The sequence below is a fragment of the Flavobacterium sp. RSB2_4_14 genome (assembly GCF_051547085.1).
GTDB lineage: Bacteria > Bacteroidota > Bacteroidia > Flavobacteriales > Flavobacteriaceae > Flavobacterium.
In genome coordinates this window covers 184,297-210,032 of sequence record NZ_JBPTTL010000001.1, presented here as the reverse complement: position 1 = coordinate 210,032, position 25,736 = coordinate 184,297, and the positions used below count along the sequence as shown (strand labels likewise).

Genomic DNA, 25,736 nt, shown 5'->3' with positions numbered 1-25,736 from the left:
TTTTTTGAAACAATATTCAAAATCCCTAATTGGAAACTGTTCGGGATTTTTTTGTAGTTATAATTTAGGAGTAATAAAACCTAACTTCGAAAGACAAGATGCTGAAATTTAATAGCGGTTTTGTAACCTTTCTATTTTTTTACGTATAACTAGAAAAAATAATTATGAAAAAATTTGAAGTACACACGATTGTTGAAAAAGCAGGTTTTAGTAGTATGAAAGAAAAACTAACCGAAAGGGTAGAATTATTTCTAAATGAAAAAGCCAATGCGGGTTATGAAATTATTAGCGTCAATTTTACATATTATGAAGCTGCCGAATTATTGGCTTTTATAACAATTTGTAGATAAGTGACAGCTTGTCATTTATATAAAAGGGTAGAAAAATTGGCGTACATTTTGATAATAAATTAGAAACTAAAAATTAAGAAATCATGTTTGGATACTATATTTTAATAGGGTTAATTGCTTTAGTAAGTTGGCTAGTAAGTTCAAAACTAAAGAGCAAATTTGAAGAATACTCAAAAGTTCATTTACGAAATGGTCTTTCAGGTGCCGAAATTGCCCAACAAATGCTTAATGACCATGGCATTTATGATGTAAAAGTCATTTCCACGCCAGGACAATTAACAGACCATTATAATCCGTTGGACAAAACCGTCAACTTGAGCGAATCTGTTTACAACCAAAGAAATGCTTCAGCAGCAGCAGTTGCTGCTCACGAATGTGGTCATGCTGTGCAACACGCCACGGCATATAACATGTTACAATTACGTTCGCAATTAGTTCCTTTAGTGAATATTTCATCAACACTTTCCCAATGGTTAATTTTTGGTGGATTGATTTTGGGTGCAGCCGCAGGTTTAGGTTTGGGATTTTACATCGCAGTAATCGGATTAATTCTTATGGCGGTTGCAACTGCCTTTAGTTTCATCACGTTGCCAGTTGAATATGACGCGAGTAACAGAGCTTTGGCTTGGCTTAAAAATAAAAATATGTTGAGCCAACAAGAATATGCTGGTGCCGAAGATGCCTTGAAATGGGCAGCACGAACCTATGTGGTTGCAGCAATTGGTGCTTTAGCATCATTACTATATTGGGCTTTACAAGTTTTTGGAAGTAGAGATTAAGGTTGATAAAATCAATATAGTAAACCCTGTCAGAGTTCTAAACTCTGATAGGGTTAATTTTTATAGTTGTATTTGTCTCTCAATTTGTTGTTCCAAAGAAATATAAGTTTCCGTTCTTGAAACGCCATCAATGGGCTGGATTTTTTTATTCAAGAGTTGCATCAAATGTTCGTTATCACGACAAATAATTTTGATAAGAATACTCCAATTTCCTGTGGTGTAATGACATTCCAACACTTCAGGAATTTTTTTCAATTCTCGTACCGCATCAGCATTACTAGAAGCTTTATCCAAATAAATGCCAATAAACGCCATGGTTTTATAGCCCAAAACCTTGTTGTCAACAATCAATTTAGAAGCAGCAATCACGCCAGCATCTTCTAGTTTTCTAAGTCTTTGATGAATAGCTGCTCCTGATATTCCTATTTTGTTGGCAATTTGAAGTATAGGTTTTCGGGCATCTTCCATCAAGTCGCGGAGGATTTCTTTATCGATGCCATCAATTTCTATTTGTAGTTGATTTATTTTCATATTCAATTAATTTTAAAGTAAAAGTAACGATTTGGTTTCTATTTATAAACAAAAAACCAAAATCGGTTATGATTTTGGTTTTTTGTATGCTATTTTAATTGTTTTTAATTCCCCAACAACTTATCAGGATTATAACCCACATAAGGCATTTCGGTTTCTTTGAAAATCACACCAAATTCTTCGAGCTCTTTTAATATGGGTTCATACACTTCTTTACGAATGGGTAATTGCACACCTGGCGTTTTTATTTTCCCGTTTAATATTTGAATAGCAGCCATGGCTATAGGTAAACCTACCGTTTTTGCCATAGCTGTATAAGTTTGGTCATCGCCAATACAAACCATTTTTGAATCGATTTGTTTTCTTTCACCGTTGATTTCATATCCAAATTTGTGGTACATCACAATCATGTCTTTGTCTTCGGGTTGTAATTTCCAACAGTCATTTAAGATGTGTTCCAAAATTTGTGCTGGGGTTGCATTTTTTAGTCCCACTATTTTATTAGGATTGAATAAGTCGAGTTCCAATAATTTGTCCCACATGATGTCGTCTTGCTCAATGCCCAATTGAATTCGGGTTTTGATTTCCACAGAGTCCGTTGGAGAATAAGGTAAAAACGAATTGATATAATCGCGGTAACTCATGGTTTCTGAGTTTTCCATTGGATAGGTATCATCTGTCATGCCCAATTGCACAAACATATTCCATGCTTTTGAAAAACCAACTCTGCGAATGGTTCCACGATACAAAGTTAGGATGTCATCTAATCCGTAAACACTTCGGTATTTTAACGAATCGCGATTGCTATAACCTTCAAATTTTCCGTAACCTTCAACTTCTAAAAACTCTGTTCTGCGGAATAATTTGTGATAGGGAATGTATTTGTATTTTCCTTCTTGGATAAACTTGGCTGCGCCACCTTGACCTGCCAAAACCACATTTCGTGGTGCCCAAGTGAATTTATAATTCCAAAGATTGTTGTCACTTTCTGGAGCTACTAATCCACCACAAAACGATTCGAATAAAATCATTTTACCGCCTTTGGCTTTAATTTCATCAATCACTTTCATGGCACTCATATGGTCAATTCCTGGGTCAAGACCAATTTCGTTCATAAAAACCAAACCACTTGCTTTAACTTCAGCATCCAAACTTTGCATAGCTTCTGAAACATAGGAAGCCGTAACCATATTTTTTTTGAAAGTTACACAGTCTTTTGCAACCTCAATATGCATGTGTGCTGGCAACATCGAAATCACAATATCCGCTTTTTGTATTTCACTTTGGCGTTGTTCAACGTTGTTAATATCTAAAGCAATCGGAGTTGCATTAGGATGATTATTGATTTTGCGTTGGGCTAATTCTAAAGACAAGTCGCCGATAGTCAAGTGAAGATTTTCTTGAACCGATTTGTTTAAAAGGTATTGTATGAGTGACGATGCTGAACGACCAGCACCAATGATTAAAATATTTCTCATTCGATATTTTGTTGTTGGTAGCAAATGTATGAATTTGATTGTAACAAAAAAGCTCATCTTTTCAGAGGAGCTTTTGTTTTTGATTTATTCTAAACCTTCAATTTCTTCAAGTTCTTTTTTGGCTTCTTCTTTAGTTTCGATTTTTTGCAGTTCAAATTTTTGATCTACTTCGACTTTATCTTTTATAAAAAGTGTTTTTCCAAGAACAAAAACTGAACACAATGCACATATAAAAAGTAACGATTTTGGGAATCTTTTCTGCTCGTATTCGGATTTTTTCAAAAGCAATAATGAAAATAGTAAAGCCGTTCCTATAGGTAAAAAAGCTAAAGTATCCATTGGTAAAGCGGAAAAAACAATGGCTAAAACAGTAAAAATAATAGCTAATAGTAAAATTACTTTTCTCATGATTATTAGTTTAAATTCCAGTTGCCGAGGTTAATGTTAATTGACCTGTTCCAACAGGAATGCTGAATTTCAGCAATGCAGGAATTTTTTTAGCATCAGCAGTAAACCAAATTAGATTTTTGTCTTTTCCTCTCAAAGCATCTGTTTTGGCTCCAATAGATATTTTGTAACATTCTTTTTTACCTAAATTTCCAGCTGATACAGTTTCTTTTCCCATATATTTTAAAGTAACTGGAATTTGTTTTTCATCAAAAACGATAGTCAAAGATACTGTTTGTCCTTCTTTGAATTTAGAAAAATCCATGGTTCTTACTTTATAAAAAAGCGATATCACATCTTGAGTGGAACTGCCTATGGCGACTGTTTTTTGTGTTTCGGGTTTGTTTTTTCTTTTAGTTGTACTGTTTACAGTATTTCCCTTGAAAACATATTTTTCTTTTTTTGTATAACCACCTTCATCAATACTTCTTTTGTACAAACTTGGTTTTAAGTTAGTTGGATTGACATAAGACTCATAAATATCCCTTATTTTGAAAAAGGAATCCCATTTACTGTAGGTTGACAACTCGCAATTCAAATGTAAATACGAATTTTTTGCAGTTGAAACAGTCTCAGTACTCATAGTAACTTGCGCCAATTGTGTCATTAAACCACTCATATTATAAGAACCAGCAAAAACTAATTTTTCCCCAGATTTGATGGTTTGACTTTTAACAGTGGTCACCGAAGTTATAAAGAAAAATAAAAATAGTATATAAAGAATTCTTTTCATGGTAGTAAATTAAAGATGCAAATATAAATTTTTAAAAACTTTTCAAATAGTAAAAGAAACATGAAATTTCTTTATTGGTATTTAAATAACGAATAAATTTGGGCTTTAGTATTGAATTCAATAAAAATGGAAAGAAAAATAATCAGCGTTGCTTCATTGATGGGAATGGTCGCAATAATTTTGGGTGCATTTGGTGCTCATGCATTAAAAAAACTGTTGTCAGTTGAAGAGCTTGTAACTTTTGAAACTGGAGTTAAATACCAAATGTATCATGCCCTTTTTTTATTGTTTTTAGGGTTCAACTCAATTCTTGATGTAAAAACAAAAAATATTGTCTTTAGGTTGGTGATTTTTGGAGTAATTTTCTTCTCAGGTTCTATTTATTTGTTGGCAACCAAAACCATAACAGGCATTAATTTTAAACCTATTGGAATTATTACACCCATTGGCGGTGCTTTATTAATTGCGGCTTGGGGAGTTTTGTTTTGGAATATTTTAAAAAAGAAAGGATAATATTTTGAGAAAAAAATAGTTTCTAAAATATAATTTTTACCTTTGTCACCTGTTTAATAAAACTACACAAACTAATTTCTATGGAGAACTACGCTCAAATTACGAAATCGATTTCGTTAGAAAAATACGGAATTAAAAATGTTCAAGAAATCATCCACAATCCTTCATTCGAGCAATTATATAATGATGAATTAAATCCGAATTTGGAAGGCTTTGAAAAAGGGCAACTTACCGAACTTGGAGCAGTCAATGTCATGACGGGAGTTTTTACGGGTAGATCTCCAAAAGACAAGTACATAGTTAAAGATAGCATTACTGAAAATACCATTTGGTGGAATTCAGAAAAAGCGGTTAATGACAATAAGCCAATTACACAAAATACTTGGAATGCACTAAAAAACACAACAGTTGAGCAACTTTCGGGGAAAAAGTTATACGTTGTTGATGCTTTTTGTGGTGCTAATGAAAATACTAGATTGAAAGTGCGTTTCATCATGGAAGTAGCATGGCAAGCACATTTTGTAACCAATATGTTTATTCGTCCTACTGCAGAAGAGTTGGAAAATTTTGGAGAACCTGATTTTATTGTAATGAATGGTTCTAAAACTTCTTTCAAAGACTATGCTGCTCACGGATTAAATTCAGAAGTATATGTTGCGTTTAATTTAACGGAGAAAGTTCAAATTATAGGCGGTACATGGTATGGTGGTGAAATGAAAAAAGGAATGTTTGCCATGATGAATTACTATTTACCATTACAAGGAATTGCATCTATGCATTGTTCTGCTAATAAAGGCGCTGATGGTGATGTGGCAGTTTTCTTTGGACTATCAGGAACAGGAAAAACCACTTTATCAACCGATCCAAAGCGCGAGTTAATTGGTGACGATGAACACGGCTGGGATGACGAAGGTGTTTTTAATTTTGAAGGCGGATGTTATGCCAAAACAATTGACTTAAGTGCTGAAAATGAACCAGACATTTTTGGAGCAATTAAAAAAGACGCTTTATTAGAAAACGTAACCGTTGACTCTAAAGGTAAGATTGATTTCAAAGACGGTTCAGTAACACAAAACACTCGTGTATCCTATCCAATTAATCATATTCATAACATTGTAAAACCAGTTTCGAAAGCTGGTCATGCTACCAAAGTAATTTTCCTAACAGCAGATGCTTTTGGAGTAATGCCACCTGTTTCAAAATTAACTCCTGAGCAAACTAAATATTATTTTCTTTCAGGATTTACAGCAAAATTAGCCGGAACAGAACGTGGAGTAACGGAACCAACACCAACTTTTTCTGCGTGTTTTGGAAAAGCATTTTTATCATTACATCCAACAAAATATGGAGAGGAATTGGTAAAAAAAATGGAACAACACCGCGCAACTGCCTATATGGTTAACACGGGCTGGAACGGAACAGGAAAACGTATTTCTATTAAAGATACGAGAGCAATTATTGATGCTATTCTTGATGGTTCTATTGAAAAAGCAGCAACTAAATTAATACCAGTTTTCAATTTTGAAGTGCCAGTAGCTCTACATGATGTAAATCCTGCTATTTTAGACCCAAGAGATACTTATGCTGATGTTGCTGAATGGAATACAAAAGCTAACGATTTGGCTTCACGTTTTATTGCTAATTTTGTACAATACACAGATAATGAACAAGGGCAAAGCTTAATAAAAGCTGGTCCACAATTATAATACATAAACCTAACCAACCGAAAAAAGCCATTCAAGAATTTGAATGGCTTTTTTATTAATATAAATAAAATTTTTATTTTCCTTTGTTAGCTTCAGCTACATATTTTTCCAAAGCCATTGTCATTGAAGGTGTCTCTGGAGTTGGCGCTAAAATATCTATACGCAAACCGTGTTCTAATGCTTCTTTTTGAGTAGTACTACCAAAAACTGCAATTCGGGTATTGTTTTGTTGAAAATCAGGGAAGTTTTTAAATAACGATTTAATTCCTGTTGGGCTAAAAAATGCTAAAACATCATAATAAACGTCTGCTAAATCAGACAAATCACTCATGACAGTTTTGTAAAAAGTAGCTTGTGTCCAGTCAACTTTCAAATTATTCAGGGTTTGAGGCACGTCATAATTTAATTGGTCTGATGCAGGCAACAAGAATTTTTCTTCTTTGTATTTTTTTATCAAAGGTGATAAATCAACAAAGTCTTTTTGACCAACATATATTTTACGTTTTCTGTAAACGACATACTTCTGTAAATAAAAAGCAATAGCTTCTGATTGACAAAAATATTTTAAATCTTCGGGAACTTTATAACGCATTTCTTCAGCAACTCTAAAAAAATGATCTACAGAATTTCTGCTCGTCAAAATAATCGCTGTAAAATTATTGAGGTCAATTTTTTGAGCTCTTATATCTTTTGCGTTTACTCCTTCTACATGTATAAATGAGCGGAAGTCAACTTTTACCTTATGCTTTTGTTGCAATTCAAAGTAAGGTGAATTTTCTACTTTTGGCTCTGGTTGTGACACCAAAATTGTTTTCACTTTCAAATTTGACATTTTAATGCGCTAAATTTTTTGTAATCAAATAATATATAAAATAGTACGGTGCTATTTCAAGTGCGCAAAGATACAAAATAAAATAAAACACTTTGCCTATAAATAAGTTTTGATAAATCTTCAATGAAATCATATAAGAAAACAAATTTATTATCAAAACCATAACAATTATGCAATAAAACAAAAGATTTGGTGAATTATTGTTATAAAACAAATAAATATTTATAGGCAAAAGCAGTATACCAATAAAAGTTCGGTAGCTAACTTTCTGTAAATTGAATTGTTCTGCAAATTCTTCAATGTTAAATACGGCAGCAACAATTTTTTCGATTAAAAATTTAGAAAGCACAAAAATTCCAAAAAAAGTAAAAATACGCAGGAAAATTATACCGTCGGTTTTAGAAACATAACCCAATTTATCAAGCAATAATTGTATAAAAAATGAAAATGAAATAAGTTGAACAATAAATAAAAGTATCGTAAAACCACTCATCAAGTGCGATGGATCTTTGTATATTTTGATGTATTTGTCTGAGACTAAAACTCTAAGAAAGTCTTTAAATCTTGTTTCAAAAGTACTCTTTGCAATAGCAATCAATGCAAATGAAAAGATGAAAAGATAGGTTGCCCAATCTTTAGATTCTAAAATTCTTGGCTGAAAAACAGTTTCTAACATAATTCCGCCAAAATTACTAATTTTTTATTTCTTAAATTATTATAAAATTATTAAGATAGTACTTTAATAAAAAGATTATTTTTGAACCAAATTTTGATAGTATTTTTTCTATGATAGATGGTTTAGTTATTATTCCAACATATAATGAAATTGAAAACATTGAAAGCATTATTCGCGCTGTGTTTTCATTAGAGAAACCGTTTCATGTTTTGATAGTTGATGACAATTCACCCGACAAAACAGCTGAAAAAGTAGTAGCATTACAAAATGAATTTCAGGGGAATTTGTTTTTGGTTAATAGAGCCAAAAAAGCGGGTTTGGGATTGGCTTACGTTCATGGTTTCAATTGGGCTTTAGAACACCAATATGATTACATTTTTGAAATGGATGCTGATTTTTCACACAACCCTAAAGATTTACCATTGTTATATGAATCTTGTAAAAATGATGGAGCAGATTTAGCCATAGGTTCACGTTATGTAAATGGTGTTAATGTTGTAAATTGGCCTCTGAGCAGGGTTTTATTATCCTATTTCGCTTCAGTTTATGTGAGATTGATAACAGGAATGAAAATAATGGATACCACAGCTGGATTTATTTGTTATCGTAGAGAAGTATTAGAAAAAATTGACTTAAATAAAATAAAATTCATTGGTTATGCTTTTCAAATTGAAATGAAATATAGAGCATTTGCAAAAAATTATATCATTAAAGAAGTTCCAGTAATCTTTACTGACAGAACAAAAGGACAATCAAAAATGAGTGGTTCAATAATTAAGGAAGCCATATTTGGGGTCATTTCCTTGAGATTTAGAAAGTTTATAAACAGATTATAACAATAAAAATGAATACGGTTTTAATTAAGAATGCCAAAATTGTAAATGAAGGGAAAATTTTTGAAGGCGATGTTTTGATTGAAAACGAATATATCGTTGAAATTGCTGAAAGCATAAGTCCAAAATTAGCCAACTGTAAAATTATTGATGCCGAAGGAAGTTATTTAATTCCTGGTGCTATTGATGATCAAGTTCATTTTCGTGAGCCAGGATTGACACACAAAGGAGATATTGCTTCAGAGAGTCGAGCCGCAGTTGCTGGCGGAATTACTTCTTATATAGAACAACCTAATACGGTTCCGAATGCGGTAACACAAGAAATTTTAGAAGAAAAATATAAAATAGCTGCAAAAAATTCCTATGCTAATTATTCCTTTATGATGGGCGGAACGAACGATAATTTGGAGGAATTATTAAAAACAAATCCAAAAAATGTAGCGGGAATCAAATTGTTTTTAGGTTCGTCAACTGGTGATATGCTTGTTGATAGTTCCGAAGCTCTCGAAAAAATATTTTCAAACACCAAACTTTTGATAGCTGTTCATAGCGAAGATGAAAATACGGTCAAAGCTAATTTAGAAAGATTTAAATTGCAATTTGGGGAAGATATACCAGTTAAATATCATCCAGAAATTAGAAGTGTAGAAGCGTGCTATAAATCAACTGTAAAAATTATAGAATTAGCGAAAAGAACTGGAGCTAGACTCCACGTTTTCCATATTTCAACAGCTAAGGAGTTAGATTTGTTTACTAATAAAATTCCTTTGGAAGAAAAACAAATCACAGCCGAAGTTTGTATACATCACCTTTGGTTTTCAGACGAAGATTATGCCACAAAAGGAAATCTTATCAAATGGAATCCAGCAATAAAATCGGCTGATGATAGAAAAGCACTTTGGGAAGCTTTGTTAGATGACAGAATTGATGTTATTGCTACTGACCATGCTCCACACACTTTAGAAGAAAAAAACCAAACCTATTTGAAAGCACCTTCTGGTGGACCATTAGTGCAACATGCTGTGGTTGCTATGTTTGAAGCCTATCATCAAGGAAAAATATCTATTGAAAAAATAGTTGAAAAAATGTGCCACAATCCGGCTACCATTTTTAAAATTGAAAAACGAGGATTTATCAAAGAAGGTTTTTATGCTGATTTGGTTATTGTTAATCCAGGTTTACCTTGGAATGTGAAGAGAGAAAATATTTTAGCAAAATGTGGTTGGTCACCTTTTGAAGGATATAACTTTAAATCGAGAATAACGCATACTTTTGTTAACGGAGAATTAGTCTATCAGAATTTTAAAGTAAAGGAAGTTCCCGTTGGAAAACGTTTACTTTTTAATAGATAAAATGAAAATAATGAGAAAAATATTGATTTTGCTTTGTTTGCTGTTTTCGCTACTTAGTTGCGACAACAATGCCATTAAAAAACCAAAAAAACTCATTGAAAAGGATAAAATGATTTCTATTTTATATGATTTGTCATTAGTAGAAGCCATAAAAAATCAAAATATAAATGGAGGTTTCAGTTCTAAATCGGCTAATGAATATATTTATAAAAAATATAAAATAGATAGCATTCAATTAGTTGAAAGCAATAAATATTATGCTTCTGATGTAGATGAATATAAAAAAATGTTTGAAGTTGTAAAGGCCAGACTTAATAATGAAACTTTGAAAATTGACGCTAAGCTGAAACAAAGTGGGCAAACTGTTCCGCAGAACCCATCACCGCAACCCATTTCTGATACACCACAAGTGCAATAGTTATTTTTTTTCTAAATTAACAATATCCTCAACCACTTTTTCAATAGGTTGAAATTCAAAATTCAAAGTATTTTTTATTTTCTCGTTACTATACCAATCGATAGTGTGAATAGATTGAGCAGCAAATTTTGATAGGTTTCTTTTTGTGCCCAAAAAAGTGGCAATAAACCAATCTAATCTCCATGCAATTGCTGTAATCCAAGGTTTAACGTAAAATTTTGGAGGTTTGCTTCCAGTTTTTCTTGCAATTATTTTTATGATTTTTTCATAAGTAAAATGTTCGGCAACAAGCGTAAATCGTTCTCCCGAAATAGCACTTTCCATTAGTTGTGTCATGGCGATTACAACATCAGTAACGCTTACATGTCCTGTTTGTCCTTTGGTATAAAACGAAAGGCCATTTTTAACTTTTCCAAAAATTACACCACTTCCTGTATCCCAAATAGTTGAACCTAAAATAATACCAGGATTTACAATTACCACTCCTAATCCTTCTTGGAATCCACGCCAAACTTCCATTTCAGCGCCATATTTTGAAATGGCATAATCACTGTGGTATATTTCAGGATTCCATTCTGTGTCTTCAGTGATGATATTTTCATTTTGTGTCAAATCGCCCAAAGCCGCAATTGAACTCACATAACACAGTTTTTTTACTTTTTTATCAATACAAAAATTAACAATATTGGCTGTGCCTTCAATATTCACTTTTCGCAAAAGGATTTCTTCCTTTGGATCAAAAGAGATGTGTGCCGCACAATGATAAACGGTAGTTATATTTTCGAAGGCAATTTCTAATGAAGGAATGTCTAAAATATCGGCTTTAACCCAATCTATTTTTTGGAACAAAACCTCTTTTTGGTGCAATTTGAAAAGCGATTTTGTTTTTTCGGTTGTCGATAAGTTTCTATATGTGGCGCGAACATTTTCGCCTTTTTCAGTTAAATGTAAAAGCAAATGTGCACCAACTAATCCTGTTCCGCCTGTAACTAATATCATGTTGTAAAGATAGGATTTTACTACTAAGGCGCAAGTGCACAACGTTTATTTGAAAAACAAAAATTTGTTTTTGTCATTGAAATTGTCATTTACCCTGAATTGTTATCTTTGCGCAAATTGATTTTTAAGATGAGGAATTTAGTAGCAGAATTACAATGGCGTGGATTGGTTCACGATATAATGCCTGGAACCGAAGAACAACTTTCAAAGGAAATGACTACCACATATATTGGCTTTGATCCAACAAGCGATTCATTGCATATTGGAAGTTTGGTGCCCATTATTTTGTTGGTTCATTTAGAGCGATTTGGACACAAACCCATTGCTTTAGTTGGCGGTGCAACAGGAATGATTGGTGATCCTTCTGGAAAATCGGATGAAAGAAATTTATTGGACGAAGCTACTTTAGAAAAAAATGTAGCTGGAATCAAAGCAGTTTTGTCTCGCTTTTTGGATTTTAATTCTGCTGCTGAAAATGCCCCACTTTTGGTAAATAACTACGATTGGATGAAAGATTTTTCATTTATCAATTTTGCACGTGATGTGGGGAAACGTATTACCGTAAACTATATGATGGCAAAAGATTCGGTGAAGAAAAGATTGAGCGCCGAAGGTGAAGGAATGAGTTTTACTGAGTTTACTTATCAATTAATTCAAGGGTACGATTTTCATCATTTATATAAAACGCATCATTGTCTTTTGCAAATGGGCGGAAGCGACCAATGGGGAAATATTACGACGGGAACAGAATTAGTCCGTAGAATGAACGGTGAAGGCGCAAAAGCATATGCCATGACTTGCCCATTAATAACAAAAGCCGATGGTTCTAAATTTGGTAAATCTGAAGGCGGAAACGTTTGGTTAACTGCTGATAAAACCTCGGTGTATAAATTCTACCAGTTTTGGTTAAATACTACAGATGTTGATGCAGAAAAATACATCAAGATTTTCACTTTCTTGGATAAAGAAACCATTGACGCCTTGATTACAGAACATCATGTGGCACCACATTTAAGAGTTTTGCAAAAACGATTGGCTGAAGAAGTAACTGTTTTTGTTCATGGAAGAGAAGAGTTAGAAAAAGCAATTTTTGCATCTGGTGCCTTTTTTAGTCCAACCATGGATGACTTGAAAAAATTAGACACCAAGACTTTCCTTGAAGTTTTTGAAGGTGTTCCACATGCAGAAGTTGCCATGGCTGATATTGAAAACGGATTAGACATGATTGCAGCACTTTCGGCTAAGACTGGTTTTTTGGCTTCTAATAGTGATGCACGACGTGAGTTGCAACAAAACTCCATTTCGCTCAATAAAGAAAAAGTAGCCATGGATTATGTGATTACTTCAAAAGACTTGATTAACAATCAGTTTTTGATGTTGCAAAAAGGGAAGAAGAATTATTATTTGATTAAGGTTAAATAACCATCAGGTTACAACCTCGAATATCAGAATTGTCAAAACGGCCCAATACTTCGAAAGAATTGTTGGGTTGTTTTTTACCTAAATCTTGAGTTGCAATAAACGAACAGGAATTGATATTGGCTAAATCAATGACATTTATGCCACCAGTTTTTCCAAAATCAATATAAGTTAAAGCATCTTCTGTATCACGAATTAAAACTTGCATCCAAGACGGACATTCAAAAATTCCGTTTCCTAATGAATACGCTTGTGATAACAATTCTGTCATGCCATATTCTGAATGAATGCTGGATACGCCAAAACCTTTGCATAATACTTCGTGCAATTCTTCACGGATGATTTCTTTGCGCTTGCCTTTCATTCCGCCAGTTTCCATGATGATGGTGTTTTTTAGTTGGAAGTTTTGTTTTTCAATTAAATCAAGCAAGGCATAAGTAACGCCAATCAAAATTGCATTTTGACCCGAATTATCTAGTTCAATTAGTTTTGAAATTAGTTCGTCATAATTGTGTAGATAAAAGCCGCTGTTTTCATTATTTGACAATTCTATTAAATCCTTTACCATATAAATTAAGGAAGAGCCACTTCGCTCCAAATAGGATGGAAGCAAAGCCAATACAGTATAGTCTTCAATATTTCCATAGAACTCGGAAAAGGCATTTCGATAACTTTGTTCGTATAATGAAATATCCGTTACCAGATGTTTACTCGTAATCATACCTGTTGTTCCACTACTAGTAAACGTTTCTTGAACAATATCGGTACTTGAAAATACATTATGGCTTTTAAAAAACTGGATAGGCAGAAATGGAATTTGGTGCAATGACTTTACGGATTGTTTATCTACTTTTAAAAAATCACAAAACTCTTTATATACCATGTTATTTTCATATTGAAAACGAAAAACTTTTAAAGCCATTTTTTCAAATTGCTTTTGAGATGAAATAGTGAATATGTCTTGAGGGTTTATCAAGGAATAATTTTTGGCAAAAGTAATGAAAATAAAAAAAGCCCTAATCTCGTTTTTTAGAACGAGATAGAGCTTTTTGATAAAGAGAAAAAATCAATTATTTGATAACTAATTTTCTTGAAGCGGTTTTTCCTTCTTCGGTAATATTAACTATATAAACTCCACTATGTAAAGTACTAACATTAATAGCATTATTAGAAGTTGAAGTGTTTAAAACAAGTTTTCCTAAAACATCATAAACAGCAACTATTTTCTCTGCATTAGCATCAGTATCTATGAATAAAGTTCCATTAGTTACTGGGTTAGGATACACTCTTAAACCAGTAATTTCGTTTGATGAAGTTCCCAATGTAAAGTTTGGAGTTGCATCAATTCTTAATTCGTCTACTATCATTGTTGGAGTTGTAGTCGCACCATCTTGTCTAAACATAAATCCACCTACATTCGTTAAAGGAGTTGTTGGAGTGACACTTATAGTTGGGGCTGCACTACCACCTATAGTTGGGTTAACAAACAGTGATAAAGTATTTCCAGTAAAATCATAACTCAACACTACGTATTGAATATCATTAGCATTGTATAAAGCAGTACCCCAATCTGTTGGAGCAGCAGCTGTTCCTAAACCATATTGATATTGATTCGCGTTTTTTCTAATCCAAACTCTTGCATTTGTCGTAGCACCTGATGCGTCAGTAAATAATGCAAAGTAAGTATTTGCCAAATCTGTAGTAACATTTGATAAATCACTTGCGGTTACAATAAATGAAGCATAAACATAACCGGTATTAGTACTTGTAAATAGAGATCTAGACTCACCACCTGTTCCAACAAAAGTAATTGAATTGCCAGAAGATGTTATACCAGTGTATGATAAACTTCCTGAAGCAATAGTGATGTTATCTCCAGTATTAACAAGTGACCATTTTTGTTCAGCATTTAATGAACCACCAACCGTGTATGGGAATGATTCTTGGTAAGGCAATGGATTTACTGGTTTACACTCAGGAGAAGTAACGTTTGATTGGTATGGGCATGAACCGCTAACAATATTCACAGTTAAGTTTGTGCCTTCGGTAACACCTGTTATAATGATGTTTCCTGCAGCAACTGTATTTGGATTATCTCCAGTTCCACTAACTGTTCCTGAAGAAGGCGAAATTACATAACTTCCAGAACCACCACCGGTGTATGGTATTGTTGCAGTGTATGTGTCCAATCCTAGAGTTGAAGCATCACATGAAGCAGTTGCAATTCCTAAGGACAATGTACATGAAGGGTTAAAGTTAGTTAAGCTAACATCGTCAATTCTTATTTGAGCAGCTAAATTTGGTTGAGTAAATCTTAAACTTAAAGTAGCTGAGGAAGGAATTAATCCACCACCTATTGTAACTAAATTCCAACTTGTGTTGGTGTTAGTTGTATAAGTTAATGCAGTCCATGTTGTTCCATTGGTACTATATTCTACAATCAAACCAGCATTTGCAACAGCATTTGCCAAGTAACCAAATTTCAATTGTAGGTTGGCCGAACTGTAAGCAGATGTATTTAAACCATCAATTTGAAAAGTTTCAGCAGTAGTTGTGTTAGATAAAAAAACATTAACACTTCCAGATGCTCCAACATAACCTGTTGAAACAGTTGTGGTTCTCATGTCACCAGTCCCACTATAAACAATAGGTGTAGTGTTTTGAAATCCAGTGTAAGCTGTGATAAGTGGGTTTCCAGTTGCTGTGGTTCCCATGTTTTCAGAATAAAACGTTTGTCCAAAAGACAATGTAGAAAACACCAAAAGTAATAAAGAGTAAATTTTTTTCATTTTTTTAAATTTAATTAGCTTACAAATATAATGACAATATTTGTTAGGATAAAAAAAGAATGTAAAAAAATGATTAATTAAAAATTAAATAAATAGTTGTTTAACTATCTAACAATTAGTTTTCTAGTGGCAGTAGTTTCACCTTCCGTAATTTTAATGATATAAATTCCTGGTGGAATAGCATTAATGTTTAATTCTCGGGATGTGATAGTAGTTTGTAGCACTTTTTTACCAAGCACATCAAAAATTAGTATTTCTTTTTCTAAAGATGTTTTTGAAGTGATGTAAATTTTGCCATTAGTAGCAGGATTTGGATAAAACCCAAGCGTTTCTCCTTGTTGTTTAACATCTTGTGAAAAGGACACAAAAGAAAACAAAAGGAAAAGCAAAGTGAAATAAAAGTAATTTTTTTTCATGACTTCAATTTGGTTGTTACAAATATATAAATTATTTTCAAATAGTGTACCAAAAAAAAATATCCCGAGCTTTTCGGGATATTTTAACATTTAGGATAAGATTTATTATAAGCCTATTGACCAACCTGTAGACCAAGATGGAGCACCAACTCCATTTCCAGCACCTGTTGCTGTTGTACTTTCTGTATAAATAGCAGATACATCTGCAGTACCTCCAGCTGTAGTTTTTCCTTTTGATTTTGTTGGAACATCTGAAATGAAATTAACGTTTGTTGCTTTTAAATCCGTTCCAACACTAGCAATTGTTTCATCATGTTCAACATCAAATCCTGTTTTCCAAGAACTCAAAACAACATTTGAAAATTGTCCTTTAGTTCCTCTTCTTAATTTCATTCCTTGGTTTTCAGTGTAGATAGTTGCATCTGCTGAACCTCCAGCACCAATTAATGTTATGTTTGTTATGGTAGGAAATGATATTGGTGTATTTGCAAAACCTAATTCAAAGTTATCCGCTTCAATCCCTCTATTTCCTTTTCCAAATGATAATTTTCCATACCAATTTGTATTGTTACCATTCCATCCTTCTGTCCAGTCAAACTGATCATCTTCATTTCCAAATGAAATTAAATTTGAAGTATTAACAGAACCTCCAAAGAATTCAAATCCATCATCAGCACCATGATAACATTCTACATATTCAAATATAGTTCCTGAACCAACTCCAAATAAAGAAACACCATTAAACTCCTTTTCGCTATTAAAAGCAGCTCCAGCATACTCAATTCTTAAATATCTGATTGAACCTGAATTGTCATTAGAAATTGTTCCACCATAAGTTAAATCAGCAACTTCAGATTGTGCTGTACTTGCACCACCAGTTACACGATTAATAGGTGCTTTTCCACAAACTACTAATCCACCCCAATCACCAGCGTTTTTTGTAGTTAATCCACTTGTCATTACTACTGGATTTGAAGATGTTCCGTTAACAAATAGTTTTCCGCCTTGAGCAACAGCAATGTATGATGAAGTTCCACCAACACCTTCAATAACTGTTCCTGCAGGTATGATTAATGAAGCGCCGTCGTTAACTTGTAATCTGCCAGTCAGTTTGTAAACGGTTCCTGCATTAAGCACTACTTCGCCATCGTTAATTTGTCCCTGAAAATTGTTAGCATCAACCACAAAAGTTGAACTATTGTTGTCTTCTTCACCTGTTGTACAAGAGGTAAAAAGGATTGTTGCAAAAGCAAAAATTCCAATAAATTTTAACATTAAATTTTTCATGTTGTTTTAGTATTTTTAATAGTTATTTGTTGATGCAAAGATGGTGTATGTACTTTTTTTTAAGGTTAAGAGAATGTAATACTTAGTTTAAAAAAAAGAGAATTTAATATTAATTTTAGGTCTTTTTCGTTACGTTTTCTTTACATAAAAAAAGTCTCATTGTTTAATTGAGACTTTTTGGGGTTATCAAAATTAAAATTGATAATTAATGTTTAGATTGAATGTTAATCCTTTTTTATAAGAAAGAACATTTACATCTCCTGTGCTGTTTTCTTGAACTCTATCAATCGTTGGGTCAAGTAGGTTTCTAACAACCAATCCTAATCCTAAGTTTTTATTGAGTTTAGATTTTGCAACAAAATCTAATGTTCCAATTGCTTTATCCACAAGATTACCTCTTCCATTGGTTCCAATGGCATAAACTCTATCTGAGAAATAAGTATAAGCCACTGTTGTTGTTAAGTTACTTACTTTATTGTTCCATTCGTTAAAGAAAGATAAATCAGCATTTAACAATAAATCAGAAGCTCCAGTAAATTTACTTTCAGTATCGGTAAAGACAACATTATAGTCTGTTTCTGCAATTACTTTTGAGGTACTCAAATCTTGATTACTATATAAATAAGAAGCATTTAATCCAGCAGAAAGTTTTTTTGAATTGGTTTCATCAAAATCGAAAAGTAATTTACGATATTCCAATTCTGCTCCTGCTGCATAACCAAAATCACCAGTGTTTATAAATGAAATGTCATTGGTTGACGATGCTATGGTTACTTCGTTCATTGGGTTTTGAATGTATTTTCCAAAAGCTGTTACCGAAATTAATTCTTCACTTTTTGGAAATAATTCCCATTTCAAATCAAAGTTGTAATCATCTGATGCATATAAGTCAGGATTACCTACTTTTACCTCAGTCACATCTTCATATACAAACAAAGCTCTTTCTTTAAATTGTGGTAAAGTATAGGTTTTACTGAATGCGAAACGAAGGTTTTGCTTATCGTTTAGTTCATATTTTAATGTTAAACTAGGTAAAAAAGCTATTTTTTCCAATTCATCATAACCTCCAGATGGATCTAATTGAGTATTCCATTTTACTTTTTGATAAATATATTCTCCACGCAATCCAAGTACTGCGGTTAACTTACTGAAATTATATTCCGTGTTTGCAAAACCACCATTGATGATTAAGTCACCAGTATAGGTTTGTGGATCTAAAGCATTACTAACTTGAGAATTTCCTCTAAAAGTTGAAATACTGAAATAACCATTATCCAAATTTTGTTGGTTGTAAAATAAGTCTAAATTGTTTGGATCAACTATTGTGTTAGTATAACCTTGATTGGCTTTGAAGTTAAATTGAGTAGCTTCAAAATCTCTGGTTTTAAATCTTCCGTTGTAACCAAAAGTAACTTTTCCTTTAAATTCACCTTCACCCGTTTTGTTGAATTTGTAATCAACAGAAGCATTTCCAGCAATTTCATCTTCTGCTAATTTTTGAAAATATCTGTGGTTATCTGGTGCAGAAATACTTGACAGCACATAGCCTGTTGGTTCATTTCTGAAAATATTTTGGTTTCTATCAGGCATATCACCTTCAATAGTACTATAGGATATTCCCCAGTTTAGTTTGGTTCTGTCTGTTAATTTGTGGTCACCCAATAATTGGTTAATCCACAAAGTGTTTTTCTCATATTTATTTCTTCGGACTAATCCGTTACCGTCGTTTGCAATATCAACAATAAAGCCTTCAAATTCCTCTTTTGAAAGTGATGAGGTATTTATAAACAAGGAATTAAAATTAATTTTATTACTGTTGTTTATTTTATAACCAACATTAATCATGGCGGTTGTATTCGTGTTATAACTAATAGAAGTGTAGTTTGAAAAATCTTTATTGATAACTCCATTTTCATTTACGCCACCTTTAGCACTTCCGTCTGCTTTGGCAAAGTATTCATTACCTGTTGAAACGGTTCCAAATAAATTTAATTTTCCAGTAGATCCCATATCAAAAGATTTTCCGCCAGATATTCCTATTGAACCTGCAAATGGGTTGTTTCCTTCCAATTGTAAGGTGTTATAGTTGTATTCGGTCAATGCATTATTCGGAATAGATTTAGTGCTAAAACCAAAACTGTTGTATCCTTTTTGTAAAGTAAAATCATCTGCAGCAGTAGCATTTGTATTTACTTTTGAACCCACATCAATTTTAAAAAATCCGTTTCCTTTATACTCTTTAGAAATAATATCAACATTTCCTCCAGCAAAATCGCCAAATAGTTTAGAGCTATATACTTTATCAATTGAAATATACTCTACAATATCAGTAGAGAATATTTCTAAATTAATGTTTTTCTTTTCAGGATCATTCGATGGAATTGGCAAACCGTTCATAGTTGTAGAATTGTATCTATCGCCTAATCCTCTCACAAAAATATTTCCCGAACCTTCTTGCTTTGTAATTCCTGTTGTTTTTGTAACAGCAGTTGCTACATCACTAACTCCTTTTCTTGATAATTCTTGGGCACCAATATTTTGTTTGATATCTACTGCATTTTTTTGGTCCAATAATAATGCAGATTCTTTTTGTCTAGAAACTGTGTTTTGGATAACTACATCTTTCAGTTGATAGCTTCCAGAACCTAATGCCTTATTAATAGTAACTGTTTCTCCTGCTTTTATGTTTACTTTTTCTTCTACGTTTTCATAACCTACAAAACTGAAAACCAAAACATAACTTCCTGGCTCAACACTTAAAGCATATTTCCCTTTTTCATTTGTTGCTGTTCCTGTTTTTGTGCCTTTAATTTGCACATTTGCAAAAGGTAAAGGTTCGTTGTTAAAATCTTTATCGGTTAATGTTCCAGTAATAGTACCTTTGTTTTGAGCAAAGCCTAAAACACTTACAAATAATAAAGTTATTATAAATTTAAATTTCATTTTTAGTTTTTTATAAATTTTTGTGCAAAGGAACTGCGACAGTGTAAAGAGCATGTTACTTCAATATTATCATTTTGTTCTTTGAGTATTACCAAATTGTTAAGACATTAAATTATGGTTAACTACCGTTTTATTTTTTATAATCATTTTGTATTATCTTTACATTTACATCCACAAAACAATTGTGTCCGTTATGAAAAAAAAAGACATTAAAATTTTATTGGTAGATGATGAGCAAGATATCCTAGAGATTGTGGGATATAATCTTTCCCAAGAAGGATATCAAATTGTAACCGCTACTAATGGTAAGGAAGCAATAGTCAAAGCCAAAAAAGAATTGCCACAGCTCATCATTATGGATGTGATGATGCCCGAAATGGATGGCATGGAAGCTTGTGAAGCTATTCGTAAGTTGCCTGAATTGAGTAATGTTCTTATAACATTTTTAACCGCAAGAAGCGAAGATTATTCTCAAGTAGCTGGTTTTGATGCTGGTGCTGATGATTATATTACAAAACCCATAAAACCCAAATTATTAGTCAGTAAAGTAAAAGCATTACTTCGCCGATTGAAAAGTGATGAACACGCGTCAGAAACACTAAATGTTGGCGGAATTGAAGTCAATAGAGAAGAATACAAAATTATCAAAGAAGGTGTTGAAATTGTTCTTCCTCGCAAAGAATTCGAATTGTTTTATTTATTGGCATCAAAGCCAGGAAAGGTTTTTAAACGAGAAGAAATCCTTGATAAAGTATGGGGAAATGAAGTAATCGTTGGTGGAAGAACCATTGATGTTCACATTAGAAAACTGCGTGAAAAAATAGGAGAAGATTTATTCAAAACCATCAAAGGCGTTGGCTATAAATTAGAAGTGTAAATGGGATTAAAATTCAAAAAGACATATACTTTTGCGTTAATTTCAACTTTATACATTACCGTTTTTTCTACAGGTTTTCTCTCCATTTTGTTGTGGATTTTCCACGAATTTTCCCTACCTATTATCTTTCTTTTTGCTATTTCTATTGCTACTTTTTCTTTTTTTGTCATTCAATATCGTGTTGAAAGATTTATCTACAGAAGAGTCAAAAAAATATATGATGATGTATCTCTTTTAGAATCTACTTCCTTTAGAAATCAACCTATTACTACGGATATGGCAACATTAACCAAACAAGTTAAAAAGTTTGCTACCGATAAAAAACTAGAAATAGAAACCCTTAAAGTTCGTGAAGAATACCGAAGAGAGTTTCTTGGAAATGTCTCTCATGAACTTAAAACGCCACTATTTACCGTGCAAGGATATCTTGCAACGTTGCTTGATGGTGCGATGAATGATAAAAATATTCGCAAAAAATATTTGGAACGCGCCGAAAAAGGTGTGGAAAGATTAGTATATATCGTTGAAGATTTAGATATGATTTCCAAGCTTGAAATGGGCGATGTAAATCTTGAAATGTCACTATTCAATATTGTTGAATTGGTTCAAAATGTATTTGATTTATTGGAGATGAAAGCTGATAAGAAAAACATCATTTTGATGTTCGACAGAAAATATAGTAAGCCAATTAAGGTTTTTGCCGATAAAGAAAAAATCCAACAAGTATTGATAAATCTGGTGATGAATTCTATAAAATACGGCAAAGAAAACGGCACGACCGAAGTAAGCATTGAAGATTTGGTTAACGATAAATTAATTGTTCGTATTAAAGATAATGGTGAAGGAATAGAAAAGCATAATATTCCAAGACTTTTTGAGCGTTTTTTTAGAGTAGATAAAAGTGGTGCAAGAAGCGAAGGCGGTTCAGGATTGGGACTTTCCATCGTGAAACACATTATTGAAGCACACGGCGAAAAAATTTATGTTGAAAGTGAATTTGGAAAAGGTTCAGAATTCTCATTCACTCTTGAAAAGGATAAATAATTGTTTCCAATTAATAGGTTTATTCAGTTTAGGTAATCCTTTGTATAATTGAATTTCCATTAGGTTTTCAATTCTAAAGTCATCTTGTTTTGCAAATGGAGCAATACCATTTCTCTTGTATCTTTTAGCCAAATATTCTTGTTCAAATTGTCCTGGTGTTGGAATAAAAAATGCTTTTTTCTCCAATTTAGCCAAATCCATAACTGTAGTATATCCTGAACGACACAATACTAATTCACTTTCGTTAAAAGCAATTTCAATTTCTTTTGAAGTCATAAAATTGTAATAGGTAATATTCTTAATGACTTCTTTCTTTTGTTCGGATTCTAATTTTCCTTTGATGAAAATTACATCACTAGGGTAATTTTGAAGTTTGTCAATTAGTTTTTCTTCCAACATGGTGCGTTGTGGTTCTGGTCCAGAAAGGATAACCATCAATTGGTATTTTATTGGCAACTCTTTTTTCTCCAATCGACTTAATGGACCAATATATTTTAGCGTTAAAGAACTATTTTCTAAATGGCCTAATTTACCAGTTAGATTTGGGCTTTCTTGAAAGTCTGGAATCCAACATTCGGTAAATTTTTTAATAAAATGTTGGTGTAATTTGCTCGAAATCCAAGTTGTTTTTCCAGACAAAACGTTGAGTTGATGGGTAATGAAAACACTTGGAATTTTTTTACTGCGAACCCCCAAACGATTATCAGAAATAATGCCTTTTAAATCATATGTTGCCACCAGATTTTTAACTAATTTCTTTTCTTCAAAAATAGCTTGAATCATCTTTGGACTATTTTTAATCAGTTTCCATTTAAAATCGGCACCGTCTTTTGCATATTCAATTTCATAAGAAGGTAATTCAACCGATTGTAAATGGGGAAATTCTTTTTGAAGTAATTGCAATGCAACACCATCCGAAGCAATTATGGGTGTAAAACCGTGTAGTTCTAGCTCACGGATAATGGGAATGCATCTAGTAGCGTGACCTAAACCCCAATTTAATGGCGCAACAAGGATATTATTTGACATTATCTACTGGAATTAATTTTTCAAAATACTCATAAATTGTTCAGCTAATTTGTCTTCATATTCAAAATGGTGTTCTTCATCAGAAAAAGAGTTATTCGGATTGTGTGTATGAAGTTTCCATTTTTTATTGTTGTACTCCAAAGCAGTAAGGTTTTCTATCCAATCACCTGAATTTAAATAAGTTGTTTTTCCTTTTTCGGTTTCCACCAAAGTAATTTTAGGTTCGTGGATATGCCCGCAAATTACATAATCATACTGGTTTTCTATAGCCAATTCAGTGCAAACATTTTCAAAATTAGTAATAAATTTAATGGCAGATTTTACGTTGTCTTTAATTTTTTTGGATAAAGAATAAGGTTCTTTATTGAATTTGGTTAAAAACCAATTTAAGACACGATTGATTACAATTAACAAATCATAACCCCAACCGCCAAGTTTTGCCAACCATTTTGCATGATTTATTGAAGCGTCAAATACATCGCCATGAAAAAACCAAGCTTTTTTTCCGTCTAAATCTAACACCAGTTTGTTGAGTAAACTTAAATTTCCTAGATGTAAATCAGTAAATTTTCTAAGAAATTCATCGTGATTTCCCGTCAGATAATAAACCTTTGTTCCTTTTGAACTAAGCGATATAATTTTCTTAATTACCTTCAAATGTGAAGCTGGAAAGTAAGATTTTCTGAATTGCCAAATATCAATTATATCACCATTTAGTATCAATATTTTGGGTTTGACAGATGATAAATAGTTAAATAATTCCTTAGCATGACAGCCATAAGTTCCTAGGTGAACATCTGAAATTACAACAACTTCTATTTTTCTTTTTTTCAAAATAAATAAGTTTGTCAAAGAAATGATTTTCCAGTGACAATTAGGTTACTTAAACATTATCAAAACTTTATTTAAACTGAACTTAATTTCCTTAATTTTACCACCCGAGACCGAAAGTCAAATTGTACGAAGTAAAAAATTTAAATTTGTGGGCAGTAAGAATAAATTAAAGCGATTTAAGGAAAACGAAACTTTTGAAAACGTTTTCCAACCAACAAGAGAAGAAGTTGTAGGTGGTGAATTTCCTTTGAAAGGAAAATGGAACTCCCATTTTTTCAAAAATAATAATCCCATTATTATCGAATTAGGTTGCGGTAAAGGCGAATATTCTGTTGGTTTAGCAGCACGTTATCCCGATAAAAATTTTGTTGGAATAGATATAAAAGGTGCTCGTTTTTGGCGTGGTGCAAAAACAGCCGTCGAAAGTGGGATGCACAATGTGGCCTTTGTCCGAACTCAAATAGAGCTGATTAATTTTATTTTTGATGAAAATGAAGTGGATGAAATTTGGATTACATTTCCTGATCCGCAAATCAAATACAAACGTACTAAACACCGAATGACCAACTCAGAATTCCTGCAGTTGTATAAAAAAATATTGAAACCTGATGGTGTAGTTAATCTAAAAACAGATAGCGAGTTTATGCACGGTTATACTTTAGGATTGCTTCATGGTGAAGGACACGAAGTGTTGTATGCCAATCATAATGTTTATAAAAATGAAGGTGCACCAAGCGAGGTTACTCAAATTCAAACATTTTACGAAAATCAATATTTGGAAACTAACAAAGCAATTACTTATATTCGTTTCAAAATCAAATAGATGACTTTACTTCTTCCTTTTGTATTGGGTTTTTGCATTTCATTTCTGGCAGCTTTTCTCCCAGGATTGATTAATATGACTGCGGCAAAAATTAGCTTACAAGAAGGAAAAAGTGGTGCTTTAAGTTTTGCTTTTGGCGCAGCAAGCATTGTTTTATTTCAAACATTATTAGCGGTACTTTTTGCGCGTTTTATCAGCAATCATTTAGAAATTGTAGCAACTTTGCAAGAAATTGCTATTTTTATTTTTTCAGGATTGAGCATTTATTTTTTTTGGATTGCCAAAAAACCTAAGAAGATAAAAACCGACATCAAAGTAAAAGGCAAGTCCAATCGGTTCTTTTTTGGGATGTTGTTAGCATCAATTAACTTATTGCCAATACCTTTTTATGTTTTTACAAGCATTAGTTTGGCAGCATCAGGGTATTTTAGTTTTGACAAAATTCCTATCGCTACATTTGTCGCAGGTGTTGTAAGTGGCTCTTTTTTTATATTTTACCTTTATATAGTCGCTTTCAAAAAGATTGAAAAGAAAACCGAATTTTTATTCCATAATTTCAACACTATAATTGGCTCGGTTACTGCTTTAATAGCGGTTATTACACTCTTCAAACTAATTAATGGTTAGC

General features: G+C 32.6%; 26 protein-coding genes. 12 read left to right on the top strand and 14 right to left on the bottom strand.

All coding sequences use genetic code 11. The features are described from left to right. The first annotated feature begins 164 nt into the window (after nucleotides 1–164). Both ACSVH2_RS00950 and ACSVH2_RS00945 read left to right on the top strand, forming a co-directional pair. Nucleotides 165–350 (top strand): hypothetical protein, encoded by a 186-nt coding sequence (locus ACSVH2_RS00950; RefSeq protein ID WP_438091286.1) that lies wholly within the window; start codon nucleotides 165–167, stop codon nucleotides 348–350. 83 nt (nucleotides 351–433) lie between these two features. Next, nucleotides 434–1,129, top strand: coding sequence for a zinc metallopeptidase (locus ACSVH2_RS00945; protein ID WP_438091285.1), 696 nt, complete (start codon nucleotides 434–436; stop codon nucleotides 1,127–1,129). A 60-nt stretch (nucleotides 1,130–1,189) separates the two neighbouring features. Here the strand turns inward: ACSVH2_RS00945 and ACSVH2_RS00940 are convergent, their stop codons facing one another. From ACSVH2_RS00940 to ACSVH2_RS00925, 4 genes are all read right to left on the bottom strand, one after another. Further along, a complete protein-coding gene (locus tag ACSVH2_RS00940) occupies nucleotides 1,190–1,660 on the bottom strand; it encodes an Lrp/AsnC family transcriptional regulator (RefSeq protein ID WP_438091284.1) in 471 nt (156 codons plus the stop codon). Nucleotides 1,661–1,764: 104 nt separating this feature from the next. Next, entirely contained in the window at nucleotides 1,765–3,138 is a 1,374-nt protein-coding gene (locus ACSVH2_RS00935; protein ID WP_438091283.1) for a saccharopine dehydrogenase family protein, read from the bottom strand. Between the two features lie 84 nt (nucleotides 3,139–3,222). Then, complete coding sequence (locus tag ACSVH2_RS00930; protein ID WP_438091282.1) at nucleotides 3,223–3,546, bottom strand: hypothetical protein; 324 nt, start codon at nucleotides 3,544–3,546, stop codon at nucleotides 3,223–3,225. A 10-nt stretch (nucleotides 3,547–3,556) separates the two neighbouring features. Beyond that, a complete protein-coding gene (locus ACSVH2_RS00925; RefSeq protein ID WP_438091281.1) occupies nucleotides 3,557–4,318 on the bottom strand; it encodes a DUF3108 domain-containing protein in 762 nt (253 codons plus the stop codon). Between the two features lie 126 nt (nucleotides 4,319–4,444). On the opposite strand from ACSVH2_RS00925, the gene ACSVH2_RS00920 reads away from it, so the two are divergent. Further along, complete coding sequence (locus tag ACSVH2_RS00920; protein ID WP_438091280.1) at nucleotides 4,445–4,831, top strand: DUF423 domain-containing protein; 387 nt, start codon at nucleotides 4,445–4,447, stop codon at nucleotides 4,829–4,831. 80 nt (nucleotides 4,832–4,911) lie between these two features. Further along, nucleotides 4,912–6,537, top strand: a complete 1,626-nt coding sequence (gene pckA, locus ACSVH2_RS00915; RefSeq protein WP_438091279.1) for a phosphoenolpyruvate carboxykinase (ATP) — start codon at nucleotides 4,912–4,914, stop codon at nucleotides 6,535–6,537. 73 nt (nucleotides 6,538–6,610) lie between these two features. Here the strand turns inward: pckA and ACSVH2_RS00910 are convergent, their stop codons facing one another. Next, nucleotides 6,611–7,360, bottom strand: coding sequence for a uroporphyrinogen-III synthase (locus tag ACSVH2_RS00910; RefSeq protein ID WP_438092245.1), 750 nt, complete (start codon nucleotides 7,358–7,360; stop codon nucleotides 6,611–6,613). A gap of 10 nt (nucleotides 7,361–7,370) precedes the next feature. Then, complete coding sequence (locus tag ACSVH2_RS00905) at nucleotides 7,371–8,045, bottom strand: DUF4271 domain-containing protein (RefSeq protein ID WP_438091278.1); 675 nt, start codon at nucleotides 8,043–8,045, stop codon at nucleotides 7,371–7,373. A 110-nt stretch (nucleotides 8,046–8,155) separates the two neighbouring features. Here ACSVH2_RS00905 and ACSVH2_RS00900 point away from each other — a divergent pair, with 110 nt between their 5' ends. The 3 genes from ACSVH2_RS00900 to ACSVH2_RS00890 are packed head-to-tail and all read left to right on the top strand — an operon-like array spanning nucleotide 8,156 to nucleotide 10,648. Further along, the gene (locus ACSVH2_RS00900; RefSeq protein WP_438091277.1) at nucleotides 8,156–8,881 is read left to right on the top strand and encodes a polyprenol monophosphomannose synthase; all 726 of its coding nucleotides are present in this window, start codon (nucleotides 8,156–8,158) and stop codon (nucleotides 8,879–8,881) included. 8 nt (nucleotides 8,882–8,889) lie between these two features. Next, on the top strand, nucleotides 8,890–10,230 hold the full coding sequence (locus ACSVH2_RS00895; RefSeq protein WP_438091276.1) for a dihydroorotase: 1,341 nt from the start codon (nucleotides 8,890–8,892) through the stop codon (nucleotides 10,228–10,230). Between the two features lie 10 nt (nucleotides 10,231–10,240). Further along, nucleotides 10,241–10,648: a DUF4296 domain-containing protein gene (locus ACSVH2_RS00890; protein ID WP_438091275.1), complete on the top strand. Its 408-nt coding sequence runs from the start codon at nucleotides 10,241–10,243 to the stop codon at nucleotides 10,646–10,648. Here the strand turns inward: ACSVH2_RS00890 and ACSVH2_RS00885 are convergent, their stop codons facing one another. Next, nucleotides 10,649–11,647, bottom strand: a complete 999-nt coding sequence (locus tag ACSVH2_RS00885; RefSeq protein ID WP_438091274.1) for an NAD-dependent epimerase/dehydratase family protein — start codon at nucleotides 11,645–11,647, stop codon at nucleotides 10,649–10,651. 129 nt (nucleotides 11,648–11,776) lie between these two features. Here ACSVH2_RS00885 and tyrS point away from each other — a divergent pair, with 129 nt between their 5' ends. After that, the gene (tyrS, locus tag ACSVH2_RS00880) at nucleotides 11,777–13,069 is read left to right on the top strand and encodes a tyrosine--tRNA ligase (protein ID WP_438091273.1); all 1,293 of its coding nucleotides are present in this window, start codon (nucleotides 11,777–11,779) and stop codon (nucleotides 13,067–13,069) included. Here tyrS and ACSVH2_RS00875 read toward each other — a convergent pair. The 5 genes from ACSVH2_RS00875 to ACSVH2_RS00855 all read right to left on the bottom strand — a co-directional run bounded on the left by ACSVH2_RS00875 (nucleotide 13,062) and on the right by ACSVH2_RS00855 (nucleotide 20,501). After that, nucleotides 13,062–14,042, bottom strand: a complete 981-nt coding sequence (locus tag ACSVH2_RS00875; RefSeq protein ID WP_438091272.1) for an acyl transferase — start codon at nucleotides 14,040–14,042, stop codon at nucleotides 13,062–13,064. The genes tyrS and ACSVH2_RS00875 overlap by 8 nt on opposite strands. A 94-nt stretch (nucleotides 14,043–14,136) precedes the next feature. Continuing rightward, nucleotides 14,137–15,855 carry a T9SS type A sorting domain-containing protein gene (locus ACSVH2_RS00870; RefSeq protein WP_438091271.1) on the bottom strand — a complete coding sequence of 573 codons (1,719 nt, stop codon included), beginning with the start codon at nucleotides 15,853–15,855 and terminating at the stop codon, nucleotides 14,137–14,139. A gap of 104 nt (nucleotides 15,856–15,959) precedes the next feature. After that, a complete protein-coding gene (locus ACSVH2_RS00865) occupies nucleotides 15,960–16,271 on the bottom strand; it encodes a T9SS type A sorting domain-containing protein (RefSeq protein WP_438091270.1) in 312 nt (103 codons plus the stop codon). 105 nt (nucleotides 16,272–16,376) lie between these two features. Further along, complete coding sequence (locus ACSVH2_RS00860; RefSeq protein ID WP_438091269.1) at nucleotides 16,377–17,558, bottom strand: hypothetical protein; 1,182 nt, start codon at nucleotides 17,556–17,558, stop codon at nucleotides 16,377–16,379. A gap of 192 nt (nucleotides 17,559–17,750) precedes the next feature. Beyond that, nucleotides 17,751–20,501 (bottom strand): TonB-dependent receptor domain-containing protein, encoded by a 2,751-nt coding sequence (locus ACSVH2_RS00855; RefSeq protein ID WP_438091268.1) that lies wholly within the window; start codon nucleotides 20,499–20,501, stop codon nucleotides 17,751–17,753. A gap of 193 nt (nucleotides 20,502–20,694) precedes the next feature. Here ACSVH2_RS00855 and ACSVH2_RS00850 point away from each other — a divergent pair, with 193 nt between their 5' ends. Both ACSVH2_RS00850 and ACSVH2_RS00845 read left to right on the top strand, forming a co-directional pair. After that, a complete protein-coding gene (locus tag ACSVH2_RS00850; RefSeq protein ID WP_438091267.1) occupies nucleotides 20,695–21,378 on the top strand; it encodes a response regulator transcription factor in 684 nt (227 codons plus the stop codon). Continuing rightward, nucleotides 21,379–22,422, top strand: a complete 1,044-nt coding sequence (locus ACSVH2_RS00845) for a sensor histidine kinase (protein WP_438091266.1) — start codon at nucleotides 21,379–21,381, stop codon at nucleotides 22,420–22,422. On the opposite strand, the gene ACSVH2_RS00840 is transcribed toward ACSVH2_RS00845, so the two are convergent. After that, on the bottom strand, nucleotides 22,396–23,451 hold the full coding sequence (locus tag ACSVH2_RS00840) for a glycosyltransferase (RefSeq protein WP_438091265.1): 1,056 nt from the start codon (nucleotides 23,449–23,451) through the stop codon (nucleotides 22,396–22,398). The genes ACSVH2_RS00845 and ACSVH2_RS00840 overlap by 27 nt on opposite strands. A 12-nt stretch (nucleotides 23,452–23,463) precedes the next feature. Further along, on the bottom strand, nucleotides 23,464–24,285 hold the full coding sequence (locus ACSVH2_RS00835; RefSeq protein WP_438091264.1) for a UDP-2,3-diacylglucosamine diphosphatase: 822 nt from the start codon (nucleotides 24,283–24,285) through the stop codon (nucleotides 23,464–23,466). Between the two features lie 148 nt (nucleotides 24,286–24,433). On the opposite strand from ACSVH2_RS00835, the gene trmB reads away from it, so the two are divergent. Beyond that, nucleotides 24,434–25,108: a tRNA (guanosine(46)-N7)-methyltransferase TrmB gene (trmB, locus tag ACSVH2_RS00830; protein ID WP_438091263.1), complete on the top strand. Its 675-nt coding sequence runs from the start codon at nucleotides 24,434–24,436 to the stop codon at nucleotides 25,106–25,108. Further along, nucleotides 25,109–25,735 carry a lysine transporter LysE gene (locus ACSVH2_RS00825; protein ID WP_438091262.1) on the top strand — a complete coding sequence of 209 codons (627 nt, stop codon included), beginning with the start codon at nucleotides 25,109–25,111 and terminating at the stop codon, nucleotides 25,733–25,735. Nucleotide 25,736: the final 1 nt, after the last annotated feature.

Coding starts and splice junctions, on each gene's coding strand:
- ACSVH2_RS00950 (WP_438091286.1), top strand. CDS start 165: ATGAAAAAATTTGAAGTACACACGATTGTTGAAAAAGCAGGTTTTAGT.
- ACSVH2_RS00840 (WP_438091265.1), bottom strand. CDS start 23,451: ATGTCAAATAATATCCTTGTTGCGCCATTAAATTGGGGTTTAGGTCAC.
- ACSVH2_RS00890 (WP_438091275.1), top strand. CDS start 10,241: ATGAGAAAAATATTGATTTTGCTTTGTTTGCTGTTTTCGCTACTTAGT.
- tyrS (WP_438091273.1), top strand. CDS start 11,777: ATGAGGAATTTAGTAGCAGAATTACAATGGCGTGGATTGGTTCACGAT.
- ACSVH2_RS00825 (WP_438091262.1), top strand. CDS start 25,109: ATGACTTTACTTCTTCCTTTTGTATTGGGTTTTTGCATTTCATTTCTG.
- ACSVH2_RS00905 (WP_438091278.1), bottom strand. CDS start 8,045: ATGTTAGAAACTGTTTTTCAGCCAAGAATTTTAGAATCTAAAGATTGG.
- ACSVH2_RS00935 (WP_438091283.1), bottom strand. CDS start 3,138: ATGAGAAATATTTTAATCATTGGTGCTGGTCGTTCAGCATCGTCACTC.
- ACSVH2_RS00945 (WP_438091285.1), top strand. CDS start 434: ATGTTTGGATACTATATTTTAATAGGGTTAATTGCTTTAGTAAGTTGG.
- ACSVH2_RS00940 (WP_438091284.1), bottom strand. CDS start 1,660: ATGAAAATAAATCAACTACAAATAGAAATTGATGGCATCGATAAAGAA.
- ACSVH2_RS00895 (WP_438091276.1), top strand. CDS start 8,890: ATGAATACGGTTTTAATTAAGAATGCCAAAATTGTAAATGAAGGGAAA.
- ACSVH2_RS00860 (WP_438091269.1), bottom strand. CDS start 17,558: ATGAAAAATTTAATGTTAAAATTTATTGGAATTTTTGCTTTTGCAACA.
- ACSVH2_RS00845 (WP_438091266.1), top strand. CDS start 21,379: ATGGGATTAAAATTCAAAAAGACATATACTTTTGCGTTAATTTCAACT.
- ACSVH2_RS00850 (WP_438091267.1), top strand. CDS start 20,695: ATGAAAAAAAAAGACATTAAAATTTTATTGGTAGATGATGAGCAAGAT.
- ACSVH2_RS00920 (WP_438091280.1), top strand. CDS start 4,445: ATGGAAAGAAAAATAATCAGCGTTGCTTCATTGATGGGAATGGTCGCA.
- pckA (WP_438091279.1), top strand. CDS start 4,912: ATGGAGAACTACGCTCAAATTACGAAATCGATTTCGTTAGAAAAATAC.
- ACSVH2_RS00870 (WP_438091271.1), bottom strand. CDS start 15,855: ATGAAAAAAATTTACTCTTTATTACTTTTGGTGTTTTCTACATTGTCT.
- ACSVH2_RS00855 (WP_438091268.1), bottom strand. CDS start 20,501: ATGAAATTTAAATTTATAATAACTTTATTATTTGTAAGTGTTTTAGGC.
- ACSVH2_RS00865 (WP_438091270.1), bottom strand. CDS start 16,271: ATGAAAAAAAATTACTTTTATTTCACTTTGCTTTTCCTTTTGTTTTCT.
- ACSVH2_RS00900 (WP_438091277.1), top strand. CDS start 8,156: ATGATAGATGGTTTAGTTATTATTCCAACATATAATGAAATTGAAAAC.
- ACSVH2_RS00930 (WP_438091282.1), bottom strand. CDS start 3,546: ATGAGAAAAGTAATTTTACTATTAGCTATTATTTTTACTGTTTTAGCC.
- ACSVH2_RS00925 (WP_438091281.1), bottom strand. CDS start 4,318: ATGAAAAGAATTCTTTATATACTATTTTTATTTTTCTTTATAACTTCG.
- ACSVH2_RS00885 (WP_438091274.1), bottom strand. CDS start 11,647: ATGATATTAGTTACAGGCGGAACAGGATTAGTTGGTGCACATTTGCTT.